The 23,872-nt window shown below is 67.3% G+C and carries 19 protein-coding genes, 3 pseudogenes and 1 riboswitch; of the genes and pseudogenes, 11 read left to right on the top strand and 11 right to left on the bottom strand.

What is annotated here, in order from left to right:
* Positions 1-80 precede the first annotated feature (80 nt).
* Genes ACFQDH_RS23590 through ACFQDH_RS23575 form a run of 4 tightly spaced genes read right to left on the bottom strand, consistent with a single transcriptional unit; the run spans position 81 to position 3,279 of the window.
* Complete coding sequence (locus tag ACFQDH_RS23590; protein WP_382404777.1) at positions 81-398, bottom strand: hypothetical protein; 318 nt, start codon at positions 396-398, stop codon at positions 81-83.
* 47 nt (positions 399-445) lie between these two features.
* On the bottom strand, positions 446-2,056 hold the full coding sequence (locus ACFQDH_RS23585; protein ID WP_382404776.1) for a thioredoxin domain-containing protein: 1,611 nt from the start codon (positions 2,054-2,056) through the stop codon (positions 446-448).
* A gap of 47 nt (positions 2,057-2,103) precedes the next feature.
* The gene (locus ACFQDH_RS23580) at positions 2,104-2,520 is read right to left on the bottom strand and encodes a hypothetical protein (protein ID WP_382397342.1); all 417 of its coding nucleotides are present in this window, start codon (positions 2,518-2,520) and stop codon (positions 2,104-2,106) included.
* A 33-nt stretch (positions 2,521-2,553) separates the two neighbouring features.
* The gene (locus tag ACFQDH_RS23575) at positions 2,554-3,279 is read right to left on the bottom strand and encodes a transporter substrate-binding domain-containing protein (protein WP_382397340.1); all 726 of its coding nucleotides are present in this window, start codon (positions 3,277-3,279) and stop codon (positions 2,554-2,556) included.
* 108 nt (positions 3,280-3,387) lie between these two features.
* Between ACFQDH_RS23575 and ACFQDH_RS23570 the strand changes: the two are divergent.
* Positions 3,388-3,995, top strand: a pseudogene (locus tag ACFQDH_RS23570) (ClpP family protease).
* A 141-nt stretch (positions 3,996-4,136) separates the two neighbouring features.
* The gene (locus tag ACFQDH_RS23565) at positions 4,137-4,727 is read left to right on the top strand and encodes a ClpP family protease (RefSeq protein ID WP_382397338.1); all 591 of its coding nucleotides are present in this window, start codon (positions 4,137-4,139) and stop codon (positions 4,725-4,727) included.
* Between the two features lie 10 nt (positions 4,728-4,737).
* Here the strand turns inward: ACFQDH_RS23565 and ACFQDH_RS23560 are convergent, their stop codons facing one another.
* Positions 4,738-5,073, bottom strand: coding sequence for a helix-turn-helix domain-containing protein (locus ACFQDH_RS23560; protein WP_382397336.1), 336 nt, complete (start codon positions 5,071-5,073; stop codon positions 4,738-4,740).
* Between the two features lie 63 nt (positions 5,074-5,136).
* Entirely contained in the window at positions 5,137-6,432 is a 1,296-nt protein-coding gene (locus ACFQDH_RS23555) for an MFS transporter (protein WP_382404775.1), read from the bottom strand.
* 71 nt (positions 6,433-6,503) lie between these two features.
* Between ACFQDH_RS23555 and ACFQDH_RS23550 the strand changes: the two genes are divergently transcribed.
* The 4 genes from ACFQDH_RS23550 (at position 6,504) to ACFQDH_RS23535 (ending at position 9,944) form a co-directional block, all read left to right on the top strand.
* The gene (locus tag ACFQDH_RS23550; protein WP_382404774.1) at positions 6,504-7,586 is read left to right on the top strand and encodes a LacI family DNA-binding transcriptional regulator; all 1,083 of its coding nucleotides are present in this window, start codon (positions 6,504-6,506) and stop codon (positions 7,584-7,586) included.
* 101 nt (positions 7,587-7,687) lie between these two features.
* Complete coding sequence (locus tag ACFQDH_RS23545) at positions 7,688-8,143, top strand: HIT family protein (protein WP_382397330.1); 456 nt, start codon at positions 7,688-7,690, stop codon at positions 8,141-8,143.
* Position 8,144: 1 nt separating this feature from the next.
* Positions 8,145-8,223, top strand: a riboswitch (ZMP/ZTP riboswitch).
* Between the two features lie 24 nt (positions 8,224-8,247).
* Positions 8,248-9,093: a bifunctional 5,10-methylenetetrahydrofolate dehydrogenase/5,10-methenyltetrahydrofolate cyclohydrolase gene (locus ACFQDH_RS23540; protein WP_382397328.1), complete on the top strand. Its 846-nt coding sequence runs from the start codon at positions 8,248-8,250 to the stop codon at positions 9,091-9,093.
* Positions 9,094-9,215: 122 nt separating this feature from the next.
* On the top strand, positions 9,216-9,944 hold the full coding sequence (locus tag ACFQDH_RS23535; RefSeq protein ID WP_382397326.1) for a class I SAM-dependent methyltransferase: 729 nt from the start codon (positions 9,216-9,218) through the stop codon (positions 9,942-9,944).
* A gap of 73 nt (positions 9,945-10,017) precedes the next feature.
* Here the strand turns inward: ACFQDH_RS23535 and ACFQDH_RS23530 are convergent.
* The 3 genes and pseudogenes from ACFQDH_RS23530 to ACFQDH_RS23520 form a co-directional block, all read right to left on the bottom strand.
* Positions 10,018-13,429: pseudogene (locus ACFQDH_RS23530) on the bottom strand (error-prone DNA polymerase).
* Between the two features lie 71 nt (positions 13,430-13,500).
* On the bottom strand, positions 13,501-15,084 hold the full coding sequence (locus ACFQDH_RS23525) for a DNA polymerase Y family protein (RefSeq protein WP_382397324.1): 1,584 nt from the start codon (positions 15,082-15,084) through the stop codon (positions 13,501-13,503).
* Between the two features lie 64 nt (positions 15,085-15,148).
* Positions 15,149-15,757 (bottom strand): hypothetical protein, encoded by a 609-nt coding sequence (locus tag ACFQDH_RS23520; RefSeq protein ID WP_382397322.1) that lies wholly within the window; start codon positions 15,755-15,757, stop codon positions 15,149-15,151.
* Between the two features lie 97 nt (positions 15,758-15,854).
* Between ACFQDH_RS23520 and ACFQDH_RS23515 the strand changes: the two genes are divergently transcribed.
* Complete coding sequence (locus ACFQDH_RS23515) at positions 15,855-16,709, top strand: alpha/beta fold hydrolase (protein WP_382397320.1); 855 nt, start codon at positions 15,855-15,857, stop codon at positions 16,707-16,709.
* Between the two features lie 27 nt (positions 16,710-16,736).
* On the opposite strand, the gene ACFQDH_RS23510 is transcribed toward ACFQDH_RS23515, so the two are convergent.
* The gene (locus tag ACFQDH_RS23510) at positions 16,737-17,255 is read right to left on the bottom strand and encodes a ferritin (RefSeq protein ID WP_382397318.1); all 519 of its coding nucleotides are present in this window, start codon (positions 17,253-17,255) and stop codon (positions 16,737-16,739) included.
* Between the two features lie 122 nt (positions 17,256-17,377).
* Complete coding sequence (locus ACFQDH_RS23505; RefSeq protein ID WP_382397316.1) at positions 17,378-17,671, bottom strand: GNAT family N-acetyltransferase; 294 nt, start codon at positions 17,669-17,671, stop codon at positions 17,378-17,380.
* 112 nt (positions 17,672-17,783) lie between these two features.
* Between ACFQDH_RS23505 and ACFQDH_RS23500 the strand changes: the two genes are divergently transcribed.
* From ACFQDH_RS23500 to ACFQDH_RS23485, 4 genes and pseudogenes are all read left to right on the top strand, one after another.
* Entirely contained in the window at positions 17,784-18,743 is a 960-nt protein-coding gene (locus ACFQDH_RS23500) for a prenyltransferase/squalene oxidase repeat-containing protein (protein WP_382397314.1), read from the top strand.
* Between the two features lie 118 nt (positions 18,744-18,861).
* Positions 18,862-21,327 (top strand): annotated as a pseudogene (gene uvrA / locus ACFQDH_RS23495) (excinuclease ABC subunit UvrA).
* A 267-nt stretch (positions 21,328-21,594) separates the two neighbouring features.
* A complete protein-coding gene (locus tag ACFQDH_RS23490) occupies positions 21,595-23,532 on the top strand; it encodes a C1 family peptidase (RefSeq protein WP_382397312.1) in 1,938 nt (645 codons plus the stop codon).
* 3 nt (positions 23,533-23,535) lie between these two features.
* Complete coding sequence (locus ACFQDH_RS23485; protein WP_382397310.1) at positions 23,536-23,868, top strand: protease inhibitor I42 family protein; 333 nt, start codon at positions 23,536-23,538, stop codon at positions 23,866-23,868.
* The last annotated feature ends 4 nt before the right edge of the window (positions 23,869-23,872 follow it).

Genomic DNA, 23,872 nt, shown 5'->3' with positions numbered 1-23,872 from the left:
CCAGCTCGAGGCCTTGGCGAGGCTGGATCTCGGTGATGACTGGATGCGAAAGGTCCTGTGGGACAACGGTGCCCGCTTGCTCAGCGTCCACGCAACTGGTCGATGAGCTCGTCGCGATCGGTGACCGGCGCCTGGCAGACGAAGCCGTGACACACGTAGGCCGCTGAGCGGCCGCCGACCAGGGGGCGATCGGCCAGCAGGGGTGAGGTCGGGGCATCCGGCGCACCGTGGACGATCACGGCGCCCGAGGTGGGTGCGGCCCACGCAGTGCGCGTGAGACCGCGTGACGCGCGGTCCTGTCCGATGACCGCCACCTGCACCGGACCGGCCAGGACCGCTTCGGCCACGGCGAGGCCCCAACCGGCGAATCGTGGTGCCTGCGTGGCGATTTCGCCCATGGACGCAAGTGCCGCCGCTGCGCGGTCGCGGGCTGCCGGATCGCCAGTCAGCGCGCTGAGGGTGAGCAATGCGCCGGCGAGGCTCGAGGTCCCAGAAGGCTCGGCGTTGTCACCGGCACCACGCGGGGTGAAGAACAGCTTCTCTCCGCGGAAGCGGCATCGTGGAAGCCGCCGGACGGACCAGTGAAGATCTGCTGCGCGGTCGCGAGCAGTTGCTCGCCGGCGGCGAGGTAGCGCTGTTCACCGGTCGCCTGGTGCAGGACGAGCAGCGCCTCCGCGAAGTTGCCGTAATCGTCGGCGACGCCGGGGGCGCCACTGACCCGGCCGCCCAGCGAGGTGCGCCGCAGCCTGCCGTCAACGAGGTGGCGATCGAGCGCGAACTCCGCGGAAGCCATTGCGGCATCGAGCCATTCGGATTCCTGCAGGATCATTGCGGCCTCGGCGAGTGCGCTGATCGCCAGACCGTTCCAGGACGTCACGACCTTCTCGTCGCGATCCGGTTGGGGCCGTCGGGAGCGACGGTCCATGAGCTTGGTCCGGATCAATTCCCACCGCGACTGGTCGTCCGGGTCGCGCAGCAGCTGGAGGGTCGAGGTGCCGTGCTCGAAAGTTCCCTCCTCGGTCACGCCGAGCAGCTCGGCGGCCCACCGGCCGTCCTCGTCGCCGAGCGTCGCCCGCAGGTCGCTGGGTGACCAGACGTATGTCGTGCTCGATCCCCTCGGTGTCGGCGTCGAGCGCGCTGGCGAAGCCGCCGTCGGCCGTCCCGAGGTCGCGGATGATGAATTGCGCTGTCTCGGAGGCAATTCGGGCGACAAGCGGGCTTTGAGTGGCGCGCCACAGGTGCGCGTAGACACGCAACAATTGCGCGTTGTCGTAGAGCATCTTCTCGAAGTGCGGCACCGTCCAGGTCGCGTCGACGCTGTAGCGTGCGAAGCCACCGGCAAGCTGGTCGTAGATGCCGCCACGAGCCATTGCCTCGCAGCTGTGCTCGACCATGGCCAAGGCATCGCTGTCACCGGTGCGCGAGTGGTGGCGCAACAGAAACTCCAGCACCATGGACGGCGGGAACTCGGCGCGCCGCCGAAGCCGCCATACCTGGCGTCATACGACTGGCGGAGGGTGGTGACGGCGTTGGCGGTGACCTCCGCAGTGAGCGCGGTGGACGCGCCGCGGGTCGCCGCCGCTGCCAGTTGGGTCGCGACGTTCTGCCCGGAAGCCCTGACCTCGTCCGGCTGGGTCTCCCAGGCATGCTTGGCCGCCGAAAGCAGTTGCAGGAACTGTGGTTTCGGCAGATAGGTGCCGGAGAAGAAGGGCTTGCCATCCGGGGTGAGCAGGCAGGTCATCGGCCATCCGCCACTTCCCGTCATTGCAGTCGTGGCGGTCATGTAGGCGGCGTCGATGTCCGGACGTTCTTCGCGGTCCACCTTGATCGCGACGAAGGACTGATTGATCGCAGCCGCAACCTCGAGGTTCTCGAACGACTCGTGCGCCATGACGTGGCACCAGTGGCAGGCGGCATACCCGACGGACAGCAGGATCGGTCGGTTGTTGTCGGCAGCCTCCTGCAGCGCTTCGGGACTCCACTCGCGCCAGTCGACCGGGTTGTCGGCGTGCTGGCGGAGGTAGGGGCTGAGGGAGTCAGCGAGTCGGTTGGCCATGGCTCCAGCCTTTCACCCCGGGGTGGTGGTTGTGGCAGTGGCGCTGGTCAGCTGACCGTGGCGCCGGCTTGCCGGAGTCTGGCCGCCAGCGGCTCGGTGTTGAAGAGCATCGCCTGACCCGAGCCGGCGCGCGAGGGTCTCATGGGCTTCGGGGGAGTCGGCGCACCAAGCTTGTCGAGGTGTGCAATCTGTTCGTCGGTGAACTGCGGCGAGATGTCGCCGCCCCGACCGACAAGCGCGTATGTCGTGCTGCCGCAGGTGATTAGCAAGGTGCCCCACCGGCTCCTGCGCAGGCTGATCTGCGATGCGGGGATCGAGAAGACGCGACTGCTCTTGTCGGACATCGTCAGCAGTCCGTCGGCGAGCACGAGTATCACCGGGATACATTTGCGGGCGTTGAGCAGGCTCTTTCGCCAGTAGAGACCGGTTGCGAATGGCGGCTCGGCGCTCGTCGGATACGACATCCACGACACCTTATGCCCGATTCCGGGACGCCGTCACCGCACGCGGCCTGCGGCGAGCGTCTCGGATTGCCCGGAGCGGCGCAGCGCCTCCGCGACGAAGCCGCCGGCGAGGAGTTCATCGAGCAGGCCGTCGAGCCAGGTCGTGGTGGCCGGGTGAGTGCTCGGCTTGGTGGCCAGCGCCTGCCGGATCTGCATGAACGGTTCGTCGAGGATGCGTAGGCCGGGGTTGGCGTCGACGTATGCAGTGACCGGCTCACGGATCCCAGCCGCGACGTCGAGGCTCTGCTCGGCGAAAACGGTGGTCCCGTCCACGCCGCGAACGATGGTGGCGTGCTCGAGGGTGCGGGTCAGGAAGAGGTCGTATGCCGAGCCCTCCTTGACGCCGATCCGGACACCGCCGGCGTCGACATCGGCCGGTGCCCGGTGGGGTGAGGCGTCGGGCACGGCATACACGCCGTCGATGAGGACGTAGGGCTCGGTGAACGTGACCTCGCGGGCGCGGGCCGGCTCGACGGCGAGGAACGCGATCGTCGCCGGTCCGGAGACGAGCGCGTCGAAGGACTTGCGCGCCGCGTCGAAGCAGACGAAGCGCAGGTCGGTGCCCAGCCGGGTCGCGATCTCGTGTGCGATGTCGACGGTGATCCCGCCCGGTTGTTGCGGATCGCCCTGCGCAAGGACCGGGTTGCCGAGGTTGATCGCTGCGGTGAGGTGCCCCTCGGGAGCGAGGTCGGCGCGTGCCTGGTCGGTCGCTCTCGTCATACCAACGATCGTAAGGAACGCATCCTCGCGCCGGGCCAGTTGGTCGCTCTCTCTGCTGACAGCAGCGAAAGCTAGCTGTTCACAGTGTTTTTCGCTGATCCTTGCAGCATGTCCGAAGAACAGCGCAGACCACCACACCCACTCAGCCGGCAGATCGCCGAACATCTCCTCGACGAGCGCATCATCGTGCTCGACACCGAGCTGGACGACGAGATCGGCACCCGGCTCATGTCTCAGCTCTACCTGTTGTCGGCAGCCGACCCGCGCGCCGACATCAGCTTCTGGATCAACTCGCCCGGCGGTTCGGTGCCGGCAATGCTCGCGATCATGGATGTGATGCGTGCGATCCCGAACGACGTGTCGACGCTGGCGCTCGGATTGGCTTGCAGCGCAGGGCAATTCCTGCTGACAGGGAGAGAAGGGCAAGCGCTACGCGTTGCCGCACCAAGGTCCTCATGCATCAGGGCAGCGCCGGCTTCGGTGGCACCGCGGTCGACATCGAGTTGCAGGCCGACGATCTGCGCCAGACACGGGACACCGTGCTCGGCATCACCGCCGAACTCACCGGCCAACCGGTGCCGCGCGTGTTCGAGGATTCGCTGCGGGACCGCTGGTACACGGCGGAGCAAGCCGTTGCCTATGGACTCATCGACCAGGTCATCGACGACCTCAGCCGCATCAAGCCGGGCAAAAACCCTGTGGGACTTGGAGTTTGATGATCATGAGTGAGCGCAGCGAACGACCAATGGCGCAGTCGAATGACGGCACCCGACGAAGGAGGGAGGCGTCATGAGTGAGCGCAGCGAACGACCAATGGCGCAGTCGAATGATGGCACCCGACGAAGGAGGGAGGCGTCATGAGTAGTTACACGATTCCGAATGTGATTGCGTCGTCTCCGCGCGGCGACCGCGTCATGGACGTATACAGCCATCTACTCTCCGAGCGGATCGTCTACCTCGGCACCGAGATCGATGACGGAGTTTCGAACGCGCTGATCGCGCAGATCCTGCACCTGGAATCAGTGGCACCGGACCAGGAGATCAACCTCTACATCAACTCGCCCGGCGGATCCCTGACCGCCACGTTCGCCGTGTATGACGCGATGCGGTTCGTCCGGTCACCGGTCGCGACGACCTGTGTCGGGCAGGCGTGCTCGACGGCCGCGATCCTGTTGGCGGCCGGCGCTCCGGGTCGGCGGAGTGTCCTGCCGCACTCGCGGGTGTTGCTGCACCAGCCGTCCGGGAGCGGCCGTGGCGCCATACCAGACATCATCCTGGCGGCCGACGAGGTGATTCGGCTGCGTGCGGAGGCCGAGGAAGTGCTCGCGCAGCACACCGGGCAACCGCTCGACGTGTTGCGCAAGGACACCGATAGGGACCGGATCTTCGCGCCGCAGGCCGCCGTCGACTACGGGCTGGCCGACGAGGTGATGGCCTATCGGAGCTGATCCGGGTGTGTCAGGCGGCCAGCGCGACCGGGCCGCGCATGTTCGCCGGGGCGGAAGCCAGACCCAATCGGACGGACTCGCGGCGCAGCTCGCGAACGGTCAGGTCGGTGACTTCGGCGAGTGTGCAATCCAGCGCGCCGGCGATGGCCGCGACGATCTCCGAGGACGGGTCCTTGCGGCCGCGCTCGACCTCGGAGAGGTATTGCGCGGAGATCCCGGCCCGCTGCGCGGTCGTGGTGATCGTGCCGCGGCGACGCAGTCGGATCGCGCGCAACTGCGTGCCGAGAACCTCCCGCCAGAGAGGCTCGACCGTCGAACGCTGCCGGAGCTGCCGCACGTCACCCATGTGTCGACGCTAGCCCCGCCACCCGCCACTGCTCAACGGTTTCTGCTCTCAGCAGAAGGCGTCTCACTCGGGATGAGCCGGACTGTGGCAGAGCGCCGGATCGGAGGTGATTGGTGTTGACACGGCCTTCTCGGACTGCGGAATCTCCGGCTCGCGAACGGCGGGGACGAGCGCGAGTGCGACCATGGCCGCCGCACCGACAGCGAGCAGGGCGTGCAACACACCCACGTGTTCGCCGAGCAGCCCGAGCAGCGGGGGACCGGCGAGGAACGCGGTGTAGGCGACGGTGCTGATCACCGAGATGCGGGCGTGCGCGTGCTGCGGGTCGTCGGCGGCAGCGCTCATGCCGACCGGGAAGCCCAACGAGACACCGAGGCCCCAGATGACGACTCCGGCATACGCGAGTGCGGTCGGTCCGAAGACCACGACCAGGCAGCCGAGGATCGCCAGCGAGAAGCAGGCGCGCAACACCGGCACACGGCCGTAACGGTCCAGGAGCATGGTGCCGACGAGACGTCCGGCCGTCATACAGCTGAGAAAGGTTGCGAACGCTAGGATTCCGGCCCATTTCGGCACATGGTGGCCTTCAACGAAGCCGAGCGACAGCCAGTCGTTCGCGGTGCCCTCGGTGAATGCGGCGATCAGTGTCACGACCCCGATCAGCAGGACACGAGGATCGGTCCAGGCACTGCGCAACGTGGATGTCGGGCGGGCCTTCGCGTCGTCCTCGGTGGCAACTTCTCGGCCATCGGACAACGTCCCGAAGTTCTTGGCGCACCAGATGGCGACGGTGCCGATGACGGCCATGACGATGGCCAGGTGCACCCACAAAGGCACGTGTATGGCGGTCAGGCCCGCGCCGACGAGCGCCGCCACGACGGTGCCGCCACTGAACATCGCGTGGTAGCGAGGCATGATCGAGCGCTTCTGGTGACGCTCGACGACGGTGCCTTCGAGGTTCATCGCGACGTCCCAGGGGCCCATGCCCCAGCCGGCGATGAGCAGGCCGATCACGGTCACACGAGGTGTGAGGTGATGGCAACGGCAGCGAGCAAGTAACCCGCGGTGGCCGCCAGTGCGGCGACGCGCACGGTCGGCGCGGCTGCCGAATCGGCCGATCACCCAGCCGGCCAAGGGCAGCCCGCTCACACTGCCGAGCGAACCGGCGAGAAGGAGAAGGCCGAGCTGGCCGGTCGAGAAGTGAAGCAGTGTCTTGACGTCGGGCAGCCGGGCGGCGAACGAGGCGAAGGCAGCGCCATTCAGCACGAACAGGACCGCGACCGACCGCGAGACGCGGCGGGACACGGTGGGGTCCGACTGCGAATCGGGAGCGGTGTTGGGCTTGTCCACCATCACCATGGAGTTCCTTCGGAGGAGCGCTTCGGGCCGTCGAATCGATTCGATCGAATCGATTCGATAGTCTGCTCCACATGCCTGTGGGTGGTCAAGTCGAAAACGTGCCTGCTGGGCGCGTCACGCTGCGTGACGTCGCTCACCGCGCCGGCGTCGCGATGTCCACGGCGTCGCTGGTCTTCAGCGGCAACAAGCCGGTGGCCACGGACACCGCCGAGCGCGTGCGGGCAGCCGCGGCGGAACTCGGGTATGGCGGGCCGGATCCGATGGCCTCGTCATTGCGACACGGGCGCAGTGGTGTCATCGCGGCCGTCGTCGAGCGCCGCATCCTGCACGCGTTCCGTGACCCGTATGTCGTGTCGGTGCTCGACGGTCTCTCCCAGGTGGTCGGTGAGATGGGTTGCGGATTGTTGCTGCTGCCGGACACAGCCGAGGGGTATGGCGACAGCGGACCGCAGGTGTCACGGGTTGCCGCGGACGCCGCCGTGTTCATGCTTTGTGGCGATGAGAACAACGTGCTGGCAAGGGAATTCGGCGCTCGCGGGGTTCCGATCGTGGGCACCGGCGCACCCGAGGGCGCCGACGTGCAGGTGACCGCGGACGAGCGGGCTGCGTCCCGTGAGCTGGCGCAGTTGCTGCACGACCTGGGGCACCGCCGGGTCGGTCACGTGATGATGCCGCTGCAGTGGGGTGGCACGACCGGGCGGCGCACCATCGCCCAGGTCCGGGCGAGCCATTTCCCGGACACGCGGGAGAGGGCGTTCGGGGTGCGGGACGTCTTCACCGCCGCGACGCTCGTTGAGGCGGAGGAGCCCGACTTCGACTCCGGTTATGCAGCGGCGAAGCTGCTCCTGGACAGCCACCGGCCGCCGACCGCGATCATCGCGCAGAGCGACCTGCTCGCCGCCGGCGCCGTGCAGTGCGCCGTGGACCGCGGCCTGCGCGTGCCCGAGGACCTGTCGGTCACCGGGTATGACGGTGTTTCCTTGCCGTGGTTCCCGAGGACACTCACCACGATCGACCAGCATCCGATCGAGAAAGGCCGAGCCGTTGGTGAGGTGGTGCGCTGCTGGCCGGTGAAGAGGTCTCGACGTGACGGTGCCGGTGACTCTGCGTCTGGGCGACACGACCGGTCCGGTGCCGCGCCCATGACGTGCTGATCGCCGAGAGACGCACTTGATGCCGACTGACGCAGTTGCAAGTGCGTCAATCGGTATTTGCTGCGTCAGTCGGTAGGTTGACGGGCGATGGAGACTTCGACGTGGACCCACGAGCCGGTCGGCTACCGCTGCCCCTTCTGCGCGTTCCAGCGCGGCGAGGGGACGACCGCAACGCCGCGTCGGACCTGGTCGTGCAGCGCGAGTTGGTCTTCGCGCGGATCGCGCCCAAATGGTGGCCCGTGAACGACGGCGGGGCACTCGTCATACCGAATGAGCATGTGGAGAACCTCTACGAGCTGCCGACCGATGTCGGTCACGCATTGTGGGACCTGACCCGCGAGGTTGCCATCGCAATGCGGGAAACGTATGGATGTCAGGGTGTTTCGACTCGCCAGCACAACGAGCCTGCCGGTGACCAGGACGTCTGGCACCTGCACCTGCACGTGCTGCCACGGTATGACGGGGACGATCTCTACCTGCGGCATCGCGAGGCGCGCTACGTCGACGCAGCCGAGCGCGCAGATTTCGCTGCACGGTTGGGCGACGCGCTCGGCTAAACTGAAGGCACACGACTGGCGAAGGGTGGGTCACCACCGGGGAGTGTGAGTTCGTCGTATCGCCCGCCTGGGTGCGACTCCGATCGATTCAAGGAGTCCCCAAGATGTCCGTTGCACAATTGCTGGACGGCACAGCCGTCGCCCGCCGAAGCTTCGCCGAGACTGCCGAACGGGCCGCGGATTTCGCTGCGGCGCAAGGGCGTCCGGTATGCCTCGCCACTGTGCTGATCGGTGACGACCCGGCATCCCAAACCTACGTACGAATGAAGCAACGGCGTGCGGGACAGCTCGGGCTGGAGTCGCGGCGGGTCCAGCTTCCGGCGGAGACAACCACCGATACCGCCGTCGCCGCAGTGCGCGCCTTGTCCGAGGACGACACGGTCGACGGCATCCTCGTGCAGCACCCGGCGCCCGCCCAGGTCGACGAGCTTGCCGTCTTCGAGGCGATCGCGCCGGAGAAGGACGTCGACGGCGTGACGATGCACAGCTTTGCGGCAATGGGATTGTCCGCCAACGGCTTTCACTCCTGCACGCCGGAAGGAATCGTGCGGCTGCTCGACGCATACGACCTGCCGATTGCCGGCAAACGGGTGTGCGTCGTCGGGCGGAGCGCGATCCTCGGCAAGCCGGTGGGCCTGCTTCTCCTGGCTCGGGACGCGACCGTCACCTTCTGCCACTCCCGCACCACCGATCTGGCTGTGGAGGTGTCGGAGGCGGACATCGTGATCGCAGCCGTCGGTCGGCCGGAGCTGGTCCGGGGTGAGTGGGTCAAGCCGGGAGCGGTCGTCGTTGACGCCGGTTACAACCCGGGCAATGTCGGCGACGTGGAGACCGCGGCCGCGGCGGAGCGGGCGTCATACATCACACCGGTGCCCGGTGGCGTCGGTCCGATGACCATTGCGGTGTTGATGGAACAGACGGTAACTGCCGCGGAAAACCGGGTGCAGTAACCGGCGCGGTGCGCCTAGTGCGGTGCGTGCAAAGTTGCTTGACAGTCGCTTCGCGCCTGACCAGCAAATTTGCCCACATCCGTACCTGCTCTATTTCTGACTCACGGCACTAGCGTCGAGCCATGCGCCCACCCGATGCCGGCTTCGCCGACCCACGCCTGGCCGTCCTCTACGACTTCTTCGACGACGATCGCAGCGATCTCGATGTCTATGAGGCGATCGTCGATGAGTTGGGCGCCCGCAAGGTTCTGGACATCGGCTGCGGAACCGGTTCTCTCGCAGTCCGATTGGCCGCGCGAGGCATCGAGGTGGTCGGCATTGATCCGGCGGTCGCCTCGATCGAGGTCGCACGCACCAAGCCGTATGCCGACAAGGTGACCTGGATCGAGGGAGATGCGACGGCGCTGACCGGCCGCGTCGCCGACGGGGATCTTGCGGTCATGACCGGCAACGTCGCGCAGGTCTTCGTCGACGACGCGGACTGGTCGCAAACCTTGGGCGCCATACACGATGCTCTGCGGGAGGGTGGTTGGTTCGTCTTCGAGGCTCGGCGACCCGAGATGCGTGCCTGGGAGCAATGGACCACACCGCCGACCGAGGTCGCGTTGCCGGATGGTCGCCGGGGCACGGACTCGATGACAGTGACCGAGGTGGCATTGCCCCTGGTGACGTTCGAGTCGACACTTGTGCTGGCTGACGAAACGCTGAAATCAGTGTCGACACTGCGTTTTCGAGAGTATGACGAGATCGTGGCCGACCTCGAGGCGCACGGCTTCGAGGTCGTGGAGGTGCGCGATGCGCCGGACCGCCCGGACAAGGAATGGGTTTTCCTGGCGCGGACCCATCAGTGACGGTCGAATTCGCGATTGACGGTCGAATTGGACTGTCAATCGCGAATCGAACCGTCAGAGATCAGGACCTGCGTCACTGGAAGTCGCGGGACTTGGACCGCACGTGAATCGTGAGGTGCTCCAGACGATCCGCGAGCAGGTTGGTGACGCCGTCCTCGGATCGCTCGAGTATGCCGCGCACCACCATCGCCGGTGACGCGCGCGCGATGCGCCGGTAGCGGTGCCAAACACCGCGAGACACAATGACATTCAGGATCCCGGTCTCGTCCTCGACATTGACGAAGGTGATCCCGCCGGCAGTCGCCGGGCGCTGACGATGAGTGATCACGCCGCCTACCTGCACCCGTCGACCGCTCTGGAAACCCTTCAGCTGATCGATCGGCAGCACGCCACGCGCGTCCAGATCGGCCCGGACGTGCCGGATGGGGTGATCACCGGGGCTGATCCCGGTCGCCTGCAGGTCGTGCATCAGCAACTCGCCGATGGACAGCTCCGGCAACAGCGGCGGCTGGTAAGGCACCCGAACCGGCAACTGGTCGCTACGGATCGAGGCTGCCTCCGCCGAGCGCCACAGCGCATCCCGGCGCGATCCAGTCAGTGAGTCCAGTGCGCCGGACAGCGAAAGTGCCTCCATTTGCTCGGTATCCAACTCGGCGCGCCGTGCGAGGTCGGCTAGATCGGTGAACGGCCCGGACAAGTCACGGGTCTGCACGATGCGCTCGGCGGCAGCCTCGCCGAGGGCGGTGATGTCGGCCAGCCCGAGACGAACTGCGTGGTGCCAGTCGCGGCGGTGCTCCTGCCAGTCGGCGGGCGCATTGGTGTCGAAATCGCCGATCTCCTCCTGCGTGTGGTCCCGCATGCAGTCGTCGCTGCCACCACGCAGGTCCATTGCGTCGGGGAGTCCGGCTCGAGGTCGGCGTGCACGCTGGAGCGCAGCAGATGCGGGGACAGCACTTCGACACCGTGCCGCCGCGCATCGCCGGTGAGCGTCTGCGGTGAGTAGAACCCCATCGGCTGGGAACGCAGCAAACCTGCCAAAAAGGCTGCGGGATAATGCAATTTGAGCCATGAGCTGGCATAGACCAGCACCGCGAAACTGAGCGCATGCGACTCCGCGAAACCGAAATTGGCGAAGGCCTCGATCTTGTTGTAGATCTCCTGCGCGGTCTCCGGCGGTATGCCGTTGCGGGCCATTCCGTCATACAGCTTGGTGCGCAGGGAGTCGATGCGCTCGACACCACGCTTGGACCCCATGGCCCGGCGCAGCAGGTCGGCGTCGGCCGGGCTGCAATCGCCGACCGCGATCGCCATCTGCATCAACTGCTCCTGGAAGAGCGGGACGCCGAGCGTGCGTTCGAGCACCGGCTCGAGCAGCGGGTGGGAGTAGGTGATGGGCTCCTTGCCGGTGCGGCGCCGGATGTAAGGGTGCACTGCGCCGCCTTGGATCGGACCCGGGCGGATCAGGCCGATCTCGACGGCGAGGTCGTAGAACGACCGCGGTTTGAGCCGGGGAGGGTGCCCATCTGTGCGCGACTCTCGACCTGGAAGACACCGATCGAGTCGGCGCGGCACAACATGTCGTAGACGCCCGGCTCGTTGCGCGGCAACGTCTCGATGCGCCACTGCTCGCCGGTATGACGCTCGACCAGGTCGAAGGTGTGCTGCAGTGCGGCCAGCATTCCGAGGCCGAGCAGGTCGAACTTCACCAGGCCCATCCACGCGCAATCGTCCTTGTCCCATTGCAGGACAGTGCGATCCGTCATCCGGGCTCGCTCGATCGGGCACACCTCGCTGACCGGCCGGTCGGTGAGCACCATGCCGCCGGAGTGGATGCCGAGGTGCCGTGGATAGCTCAGCACCTGCTCGGCCAACTCGATGACGGGCCCCGGTATGTCGTGGTCCGCACTCGAGATCTCCGCGCCCCAGCGTTCGACCTGCCGGGACCAGGCGTCCTGCTGCCCCTGGCTGGCGCCGAGCGCCTTGGCCATGTCGCGCACGGCGTTCTTGGGGCGGTAGGTGACGACGTTGGCGACCTGTGCGGCGTTGCGGCGCCCGTAGGTCTGGTAGACGTGCTGAATCACCTCCTCGCGTCGGCCGGAGTCGAAATCGACGTCGATGTCGGGTGCTTCCTCGCGCAGCTCGGACAGGAATCGCTCGAAGGGCAGCTCGTAGAAGATGGGGTCGATCACCGTGATGCCGAGGACGTAACAGACCGCCGACGCTGCGGCCGAACCCCGGCCTTGGCACAGGATGCCGCGGCCTTTGGCGAACTGCACGATCTCGTGCACGATCAGGAAATATCCCGGGAAGTCTTTCTTCTCAATGACATTCAGCTCGCGTTCGATGCGTGCGTATGCCGCGTGGTTGTCCTTCGGATAGCGTTCCGCAGCGCCGCGCATCGTCAGCTCGCGCAACCAGCTCATCGGGGTGTGGCCGGCGGGTACCTCCTGGCGCGGCAGCCGCGGCGACGCTGCCCGCAGGCTGAACGCGAGATCGTCGGCGATCTCGACCGTTCGCTCGACGGCACCCGGGAAGCGGTGCATGCGCTGCGCCATCTCCGCCCCGCTGCGCACGTATGCCGCGCCGTGCACCGGCAGCCAACTGTCCAGCTCCTCCAGGCTACGGCGTGAGCGGACGGCGGAAAGCGCTGTGGCCAGCGGGTATTGGTCCGAGTCGGCGTAGTGCACCGCGTTGGTAGCGACGGTCAGCGCGTCTCCGGACCGGGCTACCTCGGCGAGCCGGTCGCAGGTGGTGCTGTCTGCCGGGTCGCCGTGGTCGGTCAGCTCGACGAAGACGTTGTCCTTGCCGAAAAAGTCTTGCAGAGAACGTAGTTCGGTGACTGCGGCATCATGTCCGTGTCGAGTGAGCGCGCTGGGCACGCTGCCTTTACGGCAGCCGGTCAGGATCGCCCAGTGGCCGGCCGCCTCCTCGGCCAGCGCCGGCAGGTCGTAGAGCGGCTTGCCCTTCTCAGCGGTTTCGGCGAGCTGCCCCTCGGTGACGGCCCTTGCGAGGCGACGGTAACCCTCCGCCCCGCGCGCGAGCACCAGCAGGTGATTGCCCTCGGGATCGGGTACGCCGTTCTGCGGAGCAGTCAGGCCCAGTGACAGCTCCGCCCCGAAAATTGTTTGCAATCCATAGCTTTCGGCTGCCTCGGCGAAACGCACGATGCCGTAGAGGCCGTCGTGGTCGGTGATGGCCAGGCCGTGCAGGCGCTGTCGCGCGGCTTCGGTGACCAGGTCCTCGGGTGCCGCGGCGCCGTCGAGGAAGCTGTAGTGCGAATGTGCGTGCAGTTCGGCATACGGCACGACGGGTCCCGCCGACTCACCCAGCTCGGCCGGGCGGAAGGGGTGTCGCTTGCGCGAGAAGACCGGTCCGTCACCGCCGTCGGCAGGCTGGCCACGCACGCTGCGCTCCTCGGGCCGTATGCCGTGGGAGAGCGCCTGCTCCAGCTGCGACCACGGTATGGCGGGGTTACTCCAGCCCACGGCAACTCCGCAGGAACTCTTGGTCTCGATACGGCTCCGCTAGCGCTCCGCCTACTCGACCCGCGAGGGTTTCAGTCATAGCGAGCCTCGAGGAACCAGGTCTTGCCCTCGGCGAGCACCAACCAGGCGGTGGACTGGTTGTCGATCAGCTGAAAACGGTTGAGGTGCACGCGCTTTCGCCACCAACGCTGTTGGATCGGCCACGGGCCGGCCCACTGCGCGATGCGACGGTTTCCGTCCGGCACGCGCAACCATGCAGGTTCCCCGCTGACCGTGCCGCGATCGTCGACCGTCACTGACTCTCCTGCGTCAGTGAAGACCTGCACCTGACTCGCGCTGCTGAAAACAGTGGCCGGGGCAGGGCCGGGCACGGTGCCCGGCCAGGGCTGCTCGAGACGGCGCTCGCGAGTTGTCGGCAGCGCATCGCCCCAGGGGCGAAGAACACGGCGCTCGTGCAGCAGGCGACCTCCGGTTACGGTGCTGGTGAGGACGGCCTCATGGCCCAGCCGGTGCTGCAGGGTGGTGAGAGCGTGCTCCACCTTCTCGTCGGGACGATCGCCCCACAGCCCTTGCGCATGATGCTCGGCGTTGTCGACGGACTCCGGGAGCACCTGCACCGAGAGCACCGACGCACCCAGGGAGTCGTCGTCGACAGTTGCCGCCTCGGCCGCGAGATCCTCCAACTGCCAACGGATCCGGTCCAGAACCTCGACGCTGCCGAACTGCCAGGGGTGCCGCCAGAGCCGCTCGAAGAGAGCGTCCGGCTCGAGTTGCACGGTGACCCGGATCTCGGTGCAGATCAGCGCGGAGCGCGTGAGCAGTTGCGTGAACTCGCCTGCTGCCGGCTCGCAGTGAGCGATGATCTGCTCGACCCGATCGGTGGCCGGATCGAAGGTGACGTGCATGCCCAGCTGCGGTGGCACGGTGCGTGGGGTCAGGATCGGCGCATCCTCACCGCTGGCGAGCTGATGCGCGCGCAGGCCTGCTGCACCGAATCGGGCGTGCACCTGATCGCGCGGTAGTTGCGCCAGATCGCCGAGCTTGCGAATCCCCATGCGTTGCAACAAGTTTTCCAACTTCTTGTCGCAGGCGACAGCGACCGACAGGCCGGCCAGGAAGTCGGCCGAACCACCTGCGGGGACAATGTGCAGTGGCACAACCGTGGAGCTGGTGTAGGCAGCCTGCTCGGCGGCGAAGAGGCCGTCCGCGACGGCGACGCGCAGGTCGACCGGCAGGCGCAGCTCGTGCTCGGTGAAGTCGTGCAGATGCGTGAGCAGTGCATCCGCGGCGGCGCGTTCGCTGCCGTAGAAGCGGCCGGCTCCTTGCGCGCGAACCGCGGCGATGCCCGGACGCACGACGTGCACGTCGGGGATCTTCTCCTCGACGGCGTGCAACACCGACTCGAAAGCCCTGGCCTCGGCCACCACGTCATACGGCAGCACGATCAGCTCCGGGCAGCGGTGCTGCGCCTGGCGGATGCGCAGTCCGACGGTGACGCCCTCGAGTTTCGCAGCGGCGGAGCAGGCGACGACGAAGCCGCGGTCGGTGAGAGCAATCGCCTGGTCGGCGGCGATGCCCTGGGTGAGCCGTGCTGCCAGCACCGACCAGCCCGGGCACCAGAGCAGCATCACGCGGACCGGCGAAGAGCTGATCATGGCGTCTGTTCCAGGGTCTCGATACGCGGCTCGTTCCTCACCGCTACTCGACCACCTTGGTGGCTCATGGCCGGACCGGGATCGTGAGGTCGACGTGCCGGGTGCGGTGTCGCTCGGTCACCTCGAGGCGCAGGGCGCCGCCGGAGAGGTGGCCGTGCCCGGCATACAGGCCGTCCCAGCGCATGATCCGGCCGGCGAGCATCGCAGCTGGCCGCGGCCAGGAGCCCAGGACCACCAGCGTGCTGCCGCTGGCTCGCAGACGGGCGAGCAGCCGGGACACCTCACCGGGAGAGACGTGCTCCGGGGGCGCGGCGACGACCAGCGCGGTGACTTCGACCAGCGCCGCGATCACCGAGGTCCAGTCGTCGGGAGAGACCTGAGGGACCAGCGCCAGCCGCTCGAGCCAGACCCCCCACTCGACAGCGGCTTCGATGCCCAGGTCGGGCAGTCCGACGACACCGCACCACGAGCCCGCCATCGAGGGGCCGGCGAGCAGGGCGAGAGCCGCACTCATCGAGCCGTGCAGGGTGTAGACCCCGCCGGCACGCAGCCCGCGGGGGAACAACTCGGCGAGAGCCGGGAGCACCGGGACGCTGTCTGCTGCGGGGGACGTCTCGTGACGCTGCAGCAGCTCGTGCAACTCGGCAACCCGGGTCGCGGTGGTGGTGGTCATGACATCCATGATCGAACAGGTGTTCGACAAAGTCAATCGGGTGCACGACGTCTGATGCGGTGGCCGGCGATGTCGGCCGAACCGACATAATCGCCTGGTGATCGCTTCCGCCGCCTGGCGCACCCTGGCACGTGGCCTGGTCGAGCTGGCGTATGCCGAGACCGGCGCCGGCGATCACCCGGTGATCCTGCTGCACGGCTTGGCCGGCACTGCCCAGGAGTGGTCGGCGACACTACGTGCGCTCGGTGACACCCATCGAATCGTTGCACTGGAGCAACGCGGTCACGGGCACTCGACGCGTATGCCGCAGGACGTGACCCGGGCGGCATACGTCGCCGACGTGGTGGCGCTGATCGAGCAACTCGGCGGTGGACCCGCGACCCTCGTCGGGCAGTCGATGGGCGGTCATACGGCGATGCTCGTAGCAGCCGAAAAACCGCACTTGGTAAGGCAATTGGTGATGGTCGAAGCCGGTGTCGGTGGTGGTGGTGATGCTGCCACCGCACCGGTTGAGCAATGGCTGCGCAGTTGGCCGGCGCGCTTCCCGGACCGGGATGCCTTCATTGACTTCTTCATGAGTGCCGACCGAGGAGCGGCAAGAAGCACCGGAACCGCGATGGCCGGCGAGGCGTGGGCGGACGGCCTGCAATTCGACGCGGGCGGCCTGGTCCCGTGCTGGGACGCGGACGTGCTGATCGAGGCGCTGCGTGCCGTGCACGTCTTGCCCCGGTGGCGGGCATGGGAGTCCGTGAGCGTCCCGACACATCTGGTGGTGGCCGAGCACAGCGTCATACCGACCGAGCAGGTGGAGCGGATGCGCCGCGGTGCGCACGTCGAGCGCACCGTGATCGCCGATGCCGGACATGACCTGCATCTGGACCAACCGCAGGCGTGGCGGCAGACCCTGGAGCGCGTCCTGAACGCGAGCGGGCCGGTCACCGAAGATCGGTGACCGGCCCACTCGGGGTGCGTCAGTGCGTCAGCCGGCGGTGTTCTCGGTGGTGGCCACCGGGCGCTGGGCAAGCTCGTCATCGAGGCGCAGCAGGCCGGGACCGTCGTCGTTGATCAGCTTGACGCGTCCGACGATCTCGTCGACCGACGACTCCTCTTCGACCTGCTCGCTCAGGAACCACAGCAGCAGCGGACGGGAGTCGAGATCGCCGGCCTTCTCGGTCGCGGCGTAGAGGTCACGGATCGATGCAGAGACCTTCTGCTCGTGCCCGAGCGCCGCCTCGAAGACCGCGAGCACGGTCTTGGCGTTGACCTTCGGGGCGGCGATGGCGCCGATCACCGGGTGGTTGGCGCGATCGCTGAGGTGGTCGATGAACTTGTTGGCGTGGACGATCTCCTCGTCGGCCTGGTGTCGCAACCACGCGGCGATGCCCGGCAGGTCTCGGTCCTCCATCTCGATCGCGAGCTGGCGGTAGACCATCGAGGACTCGAACTCCAGGGTGATCTGGGCGTTGAACTTCTTTTCAAGTGCGGCGCTCATCTTCATGCGACCAAGAGTAGGTGGCTACGGCGTGCGCCACCAGCAAAGTTTGCCTACCCACAGTTGGGAATGCCTCACCTCGTTGAGGATTCGTATGGCGCTCGCGCGGGGTGGCTCAGCACATGAGATCAGCTCTGCTGGACCAACGATTGATAGTCGGGGTGCCGGTCGATCCAGGCCTTGATGAATGGGCACAGCGGTATGACGGAGAGCCCGCCGCGGTCCGTTACGTCGTCGAGTGCATGGCGCGCGATCGCAGAGCCGACGCCTTTACCCTCGAACTTCGGGTCGACCTCGGTGTGCACGAAGGTGATCTGATCCGCGGCGAGCCGGTAGACCGAGAAACCTGCGAGAGCACCACCGATGCGTGCCTCGTAGCGATTCTGGTCGGGATTGTCGGCCACTGTGATGTCGTCACTCATGAGTCCATCTTGAACCTTGTCGGTGGCGGGTCCTAGCGTCAGATCCGTGTTGGGCAGTGATCTCACGTTTCTGAGCCTTGTCCAGCACGAACTTCGTTGAGAGGTGACACGGATGAGTGACGTGGAGAGTTGGCTGCTCGCGGGAGATGCGTCGGTCCGGTGGCAGGTGATGCGTGATCTGACCGACGCTTCGTCCGATGAGGTGACGGCCGAGCGCGCGAGAGTCGCCTCGTCGGGACAGGGGAAGCGACTGCTCGATCTGTATGCCGACGGGGCGTGGGCCGGTGGCGCGTGTTTCCCCGGGTCCGACTGGCGGCCACCGGACGGACCCGTGGGCGATCCCGATGGCCAACCGTGGACCGCGACGCTTCCCACCTTGCGGTTGCTGCGCGAATTCGGTGTGGATCCTCAGGATTCGCGCGTGACTGCCGCAGTCGACGGCGTTCGCACCGGTTGTCGTTGGGAGTATGACGGGTCGGCGTTCTTCGACGGTGAGGTCGAGCCGTGCATCAATGGCGGGACAGTCTCGATCGGCGCCTACTTCGGGCAGAACGTCGACCGGGTCGTGCAGCGCCTGCTCGGTGAGCAACTCGCGGACGGTGGCTGGAACTGCGAGGCGGAGAACGGCTCCACGCGGTCGTCGTTCCACACGACGATCTGTGTGCTGGAGGGCTTGCTCGACTACGAGCGCGCGGGCGGCGATCTCGAGGTGGCGGACGCGCGGCGGCGTGGTGGGGAATATCTGTTGCAGCGCAAGCTCTTTCGACGAGCGAGCACCGGCGAGGTCGCGGATGAGGATTGGCTGCAGTTCTCGTTCCCGACGCAGTGGCACTACGACGTGTTGCGCGGTCTCGACCACTTCCGCGCCATCGGTGGCCCGCCCGATCCACGACTGGCAGACGCCATCGAGCAGGTGCGCTCCAAGCGACAGACGGACGGCAGCTGGCTGCAGGAGAATACCCACCCCGGGCTGATCCACTTCGAGCTCGAGGACGGCGACGGCAAGCCGAGTCGCTGGAACACCCTTCGTGCCTTGCGGGTGTTGCGCTGGACTGACGGGGCGAGTGCCTGATTGCGGTGATCGGTGACTCGCGCCGACTTGAGCGGTCGAAAATCCGCTGACAACGGTTCCAGGAGCACCCGGAGGGGATTCCGTTGTGTTCGACGACGGCAGCAGATAAACAGGGGCAGTGACCGACGACCAACGCGACCACTTCGTCCATGTCCGGGGCGCCAGCGAGCACAACCTCAAGAACGTCGACGTGGACCTGCCTCGGGACGCGATGGTCGCCTTCACCGGCGTCTCGGGCTCCGGCAAGTCCTCCCTGGCCTTCGGCACCCTGTATGCCGAGGCGCAGCGCCGCTACTTCGAGTCGGTGGCGCCATACGCTCGCCGCCTGTTGCAGCAGGTGGGTGCTCCGCACGTGCAGGAGATCACCGGGCTGCCCCCGGCCGTGGCGCTACAGCAGCGCCGCGGTGCCGCCAGCTCGCGCTCGACGGTCGGCACGCTCACCACGTTGTCCAATCTGCTGCGGATGCTCTACTCGCGCGCCGGCACCTACCCCGAGGGCGCGTCGCGACTGGCCGCAGAGGCGTTCTCACCGAACACAGCCGCAGGAGCCTGTCCACGTTGCCACGGGCTGGGTGAGGAGCACGACGTCAGCGAGGAGCTGATGGTGCCGGACCGGTCGTTGACGATTCGGGAGGGGGCGATCGCCGCCTGGCCGGGTGCCTGGCAGGGCGCAAATCTGCGCAGCATCGTGTCGGGGCTGGGCATCGATCTGGACACCCCTGGAGCAAGTTGCGGGCGAAGGATCGTGAGTGGCTGCTCTTCACCGAGGAGCAGCCGAAGGTGATGATCGAGCCCGAGCCGGGCCGTGTCGACCACGGCTACTACGGCTTGTTCCGCAGCGCCCGCACGCACGTGCACCACGTGCTTGCGAACTCCCAGAGCCAGATGATGCGCGACAAGGTGATGCGTTTCGTCCAGAGCGTGTCCTGCCCGGAATGCGATGGCACGGGGCTGCAGGCGGACTCGCTGGCGGTCACCTTCCGCGGGCAGAACATCGGGCAGCTCAACGCGTTGTCGTTCAGCGAGCTGGTCGCGCTGCTGCGTCCGGTGGCCGAGCTCGAGGAGGCCGCGGCGGCGACGTCGTCGGCCGGCTCGGGGAGGCGACCGAGGTCGCGGTGCGCATCTGCGCCGACCTCGTCGCGCGGGTCCAGGTGTTGCTCGACCTGGGGCTGGGCTATCTCTCGCCGGGACGCAGCTCCACCACGCTCTCACCGGGAGAGGCACAGCGGTTGCGCATCGCGACCCAACTGCGCTCGGGCCTCTTCGGAGTCGTCTACGTGCTTGACGAGCCGTCCGCAGGTCTGCACCCCGCCGACGCCGAGCCGCTGCTGGACGTGCTGGACACCCTGAAGGCCTCGGGCAACTCGCTGTTCGTGGTCGAGCACGATCTCGACGTGGTGCGCCGAGCCGACTGGATCATCGACATCGGCCCGGGCGCAGGCGAGGGCGGTGGCGAGGTGCTCTACTCCGGGCCGGTCGCAGGCCTCGAGCAGGTTGCGGGGTCGGTCACCGGGGACTACATCTTCGGTCGTGCTGAACCCCTCGTCCGCCCGCAGCGCCCACCCCACGGTTGGCTGCATCTGCGCGGAGTGAACCGCCACAACCTGCAGGATCTCTCGGTCGAGATTCCGCTGTGCGTGCTGACGGCCGTGACCGGGGTCTCCGGGTCGGGCAAGTCCACGCTGGTCACGCAGGTGCTCTCCGAGCTGGTGCGCCGCCATCTCGGTCAGGCGCCCGATGACACCGAGGACAGCGACTTCGAGGTCGACGTCGACGACGCCACCGGACTCGAGTCCTTCGACCGGCTCGTGCGGGTGGACCAGCGGCCGATCGGGCGCACGCCACGTTCCAACCTGGCCACCTACACGGGGCTGTTCGATGCCGTGCGCAAGCTGTATGCCGCCACGCCGGAAGCTCGTAGCCGCGGGTATGGCGCGGGTCGCTTCTCCTTCAACGTGGCCGAGGGCCGCTGCGAGACCTGCCAGGGGGAGGGGTTCGTCTCGGTGGAGCTGCTCTTCCTGCCCGGCACCTACGCGCCCTGCCCGGCCTGCCACGGTGCGCGCTACAACGCGGAGACCCTCGAGATCGACTACCGCGGCAGGACCATCGCGGACGTGCTTTCCCTGTCCGTTGACGAGGCTGCGGAATTCCTGAGCGACGTGCCGGCTGCCGCGCGCAGCCTGACCACGTTGCGGGAGGTCGGCCTGGGCTACCTGCGGCTGGGGCAGCCGGCGACCGAGCTCAGCGGCGGAGAGGCGCAGCGGATCAAACTCGCGACCGAGCTGCAGCGAGCCCGTCGCGGGCACGCGCTCTACCTGCTCGACGAGCCCACCTCCGGGCTGCACCCCTCCGACATCGCACTGCTGGTCCGCCAGCTGCACCGGTTGGTGGATGCCGGCAACACCGTGGTGCTGGTCGAGCACGACCTCGACACGATCGCCAGCGCCGACTGGGTCATCGACCTCGGTCCAGGGGTGGTGACCAGGGTGGTCGGGTCATCGCGACCGGCACGCCCGAGACGGTTGCCCGGGCGAAAGGAAGTGCCACGGCGCCCTACCTGGCCAAGCATCTCGCGGCGGGCTGACGTCGCTGCCCGTGGTTGAGGCTCAGCTGTCCGACGCGGCCGCCGAGCAGACCGTGCTGAACGCGTACCTCGGCATCGTTCTCTTCAAACTCAGGCCAATGCGGAACTGAGTGGAGCGCGCAACGCGTATCAGGTCGCGCCATACGGCCCTCCTGTCAGTGAGAGGTCGATCCGTGGGCTCAGCCAGCAACCGGCCGGCTCTCGCGGCAGCTCGCATCCGCGCGCCGCCGATCCGCTGTTGCGACAGCCAGAATCAGGAGGCCGGCGATGGCCATTGAGCTTTCCCAGTTGCAGGCACGCGTCCGCGAGCTCGAGTTGCCGTGGACACCGGGGGTCACCGCGAACTCCGGACATTCGTTGTTGCAGGCGCAGTCCCGCCTGGGTGCGGTGCCGCCGGCAGGAGTTGCTTCGCTCGAAGAGCGGCAAGCCACCGCGGCTGCGCGGCCACGGGTCGCGGGGGCGCCGGCCGGCGTGCCGGCAACGTTCGACTGGCGGACGAGCGGTGGCAATTACGTCACCCCGATCGAGGACCAGGGCGGCTGCGGTTCATGTGTCGCGTTCGGCGCGATCGCGGCACTGGAGTCGATGGTCCGCATCCGGGCACACAACCCGGGCTTGACCGTCGATCTGTCCGAGGCGCAACTGTTCTTCTGCTACGGCCCGCAGCACGGCGCCGGAGCGTGCCCGGGCGGCGGCTGGTGGCCGGACCAGGCCTACGCCTGTATGGCGGACGGCATCGTCGACGCGACCTGCTTCCCCTACACGGCGGCCAATCAGGCGTGCAACCTCTGCCCCGATTGGCAGACGAGGCTGACGAAGTTCACGTCGAGCACCACTTGCAACTCGATCACCGCCATGAAGCAGTTCATCGCCTCCACCGGGCCGATGACCACCTGCTTCACCGTCTACGAGGACTTCTACTACCACTACGCCGGCGGGGTCTACACCTACAACGCGTCGACGAGCGGCAACGTGATCGGCGGGCACTGCGTGTGCATCGTCGGGTATGACGACGCGCATGGCTGCTGGATCGCGAAGAATTCCTGGGGGACCGGCTGGGGCGAGCAAGGCTTCTTCCGCATCGCCTATGGCAGCGCCGGGATCGATGCGGAGATGTGGGGCATCGACGGAACGATCACGTCTCCGCTGATCCCGCTCACCCAGTCCGGTAAGGCGACAACGCCGATGAGCGTCGTGGCGCGCTACCCGCAACACCTCGACGTGTTCGCAGTCGCGCCGGACGGCAAGACGGTCAGCACCTGGTGGGACGGCTCGTCCGGTTGGGGACGCTGGTTCTGGGTCGGCGGCGGAGTCGCATCGCCGGGCGGAGAAGGGTCGCCGGTGACGTCGGTGTCGCGGTTCCCAGATCACCTCGACCTGTTCACGGTCGGCACCGACAACCGGGTCTACTCGTGCTGGTGGGACGCGTCGTCCGGGTGGGCTTCCTGGTTCGTTATTCCAGGCCTCACCGCGCGACCAGGCTCGAGTGTCGAGGTGGTCAGTCGCTTCAAGGATCACCTCGATCTGTTCACCACCGACAGCTCGGGAAAGACGATGTCGACGTGGTGGGATGCCTCGTCCGGTTGGGCGAACGGCTGGTTCCAGCTCGCAGGGGGCGTCGCGGCGGCCGGTTCGCCGGTCACCGCGGTCTCCCGATTCACCAATCACCTCGACGTTTTCACCGTCGGCACCGACAACCGGGTCTATTCGTGCTGGTGGGACGCATCGTCCGGGTGGTCGAACTGGTTCGCGTTGCCGGGTGTCACCTGCGGCGCGGGCGCCCGGGTCTCGGTGGTTTCTCGGGCCACGGGGAACCTCGACCTGTTCACGACGGACACCTCGGGCCGGATCATGTCGACCTGGTGGAACGACCAGGGCGGTTGGGCGAACAGTTGGTTCCAGGTCAGCGGCGGTGTCGCCTCACCGGGCTCCGATGTCACGGTTCTCGCTCGCTACGCAACGCATCTGGACCTGTTCGTGGTCGGCACCGACAACCGCGTCTACAGCACCTGGTGGGACGGCTCGAGTGGCTGGGCGAACTGGTTCAACGTGTCCGGCGGGGTGAGCACGAGGGGTGGTCAGGTCGCGAGCATCTCGCGCACGCAGAACCACATCGACGTCTTCACCACCGGCACCGACGGCCTGGTCTACAGCACCTGGTGGGACGGGTCGAGCGGGTGGGCCGGCTGGTTCCAGGTGACCTGACCGATGGCCAGCCGCGAGGAGGGGGACGTGGACGTCCCGGAGCAACTGATCCTGCGGGTCGGGCAGTCGATGGCGCTTCGCCTGCCCGGCCTCGGGACCGCCGGTTATCGGTGGGAGTCGCTGGCCGGCTCGGATGTCGTTGAGGCACAGTGGCATCGCGGACTCGAGGGCAGTGGCGGTTCGCAAGCGGCACCGGGGGTGAGCGCACCGGAGACGGTGACGCTCACCGGCCTACGCATCGGGACGACCACGGTCGAGCTGGTGCAGGCTCGACCGTGGGAGGCGCCGGACGCTGCACTGCAGCGACGACGCATCACCGTCGTCGTGGTCGATTAGACCG

Origin of the sequence: Flexivirga alba (assembly GCF_042661025.1) — a bacterium.
GTDB classification, from domain to species: domain Bacteria; phylum Actinomycetota; class Actinomycetes; order Actinomycetales; family Dermatophilaceae; genus Flexivirga; species Flexivirga alba.
The sequence above is the reverse complement of the archived record's forward strand: the minus strand, read 5'-3'. Positions and strand labels throughout refer to the sequence as shown.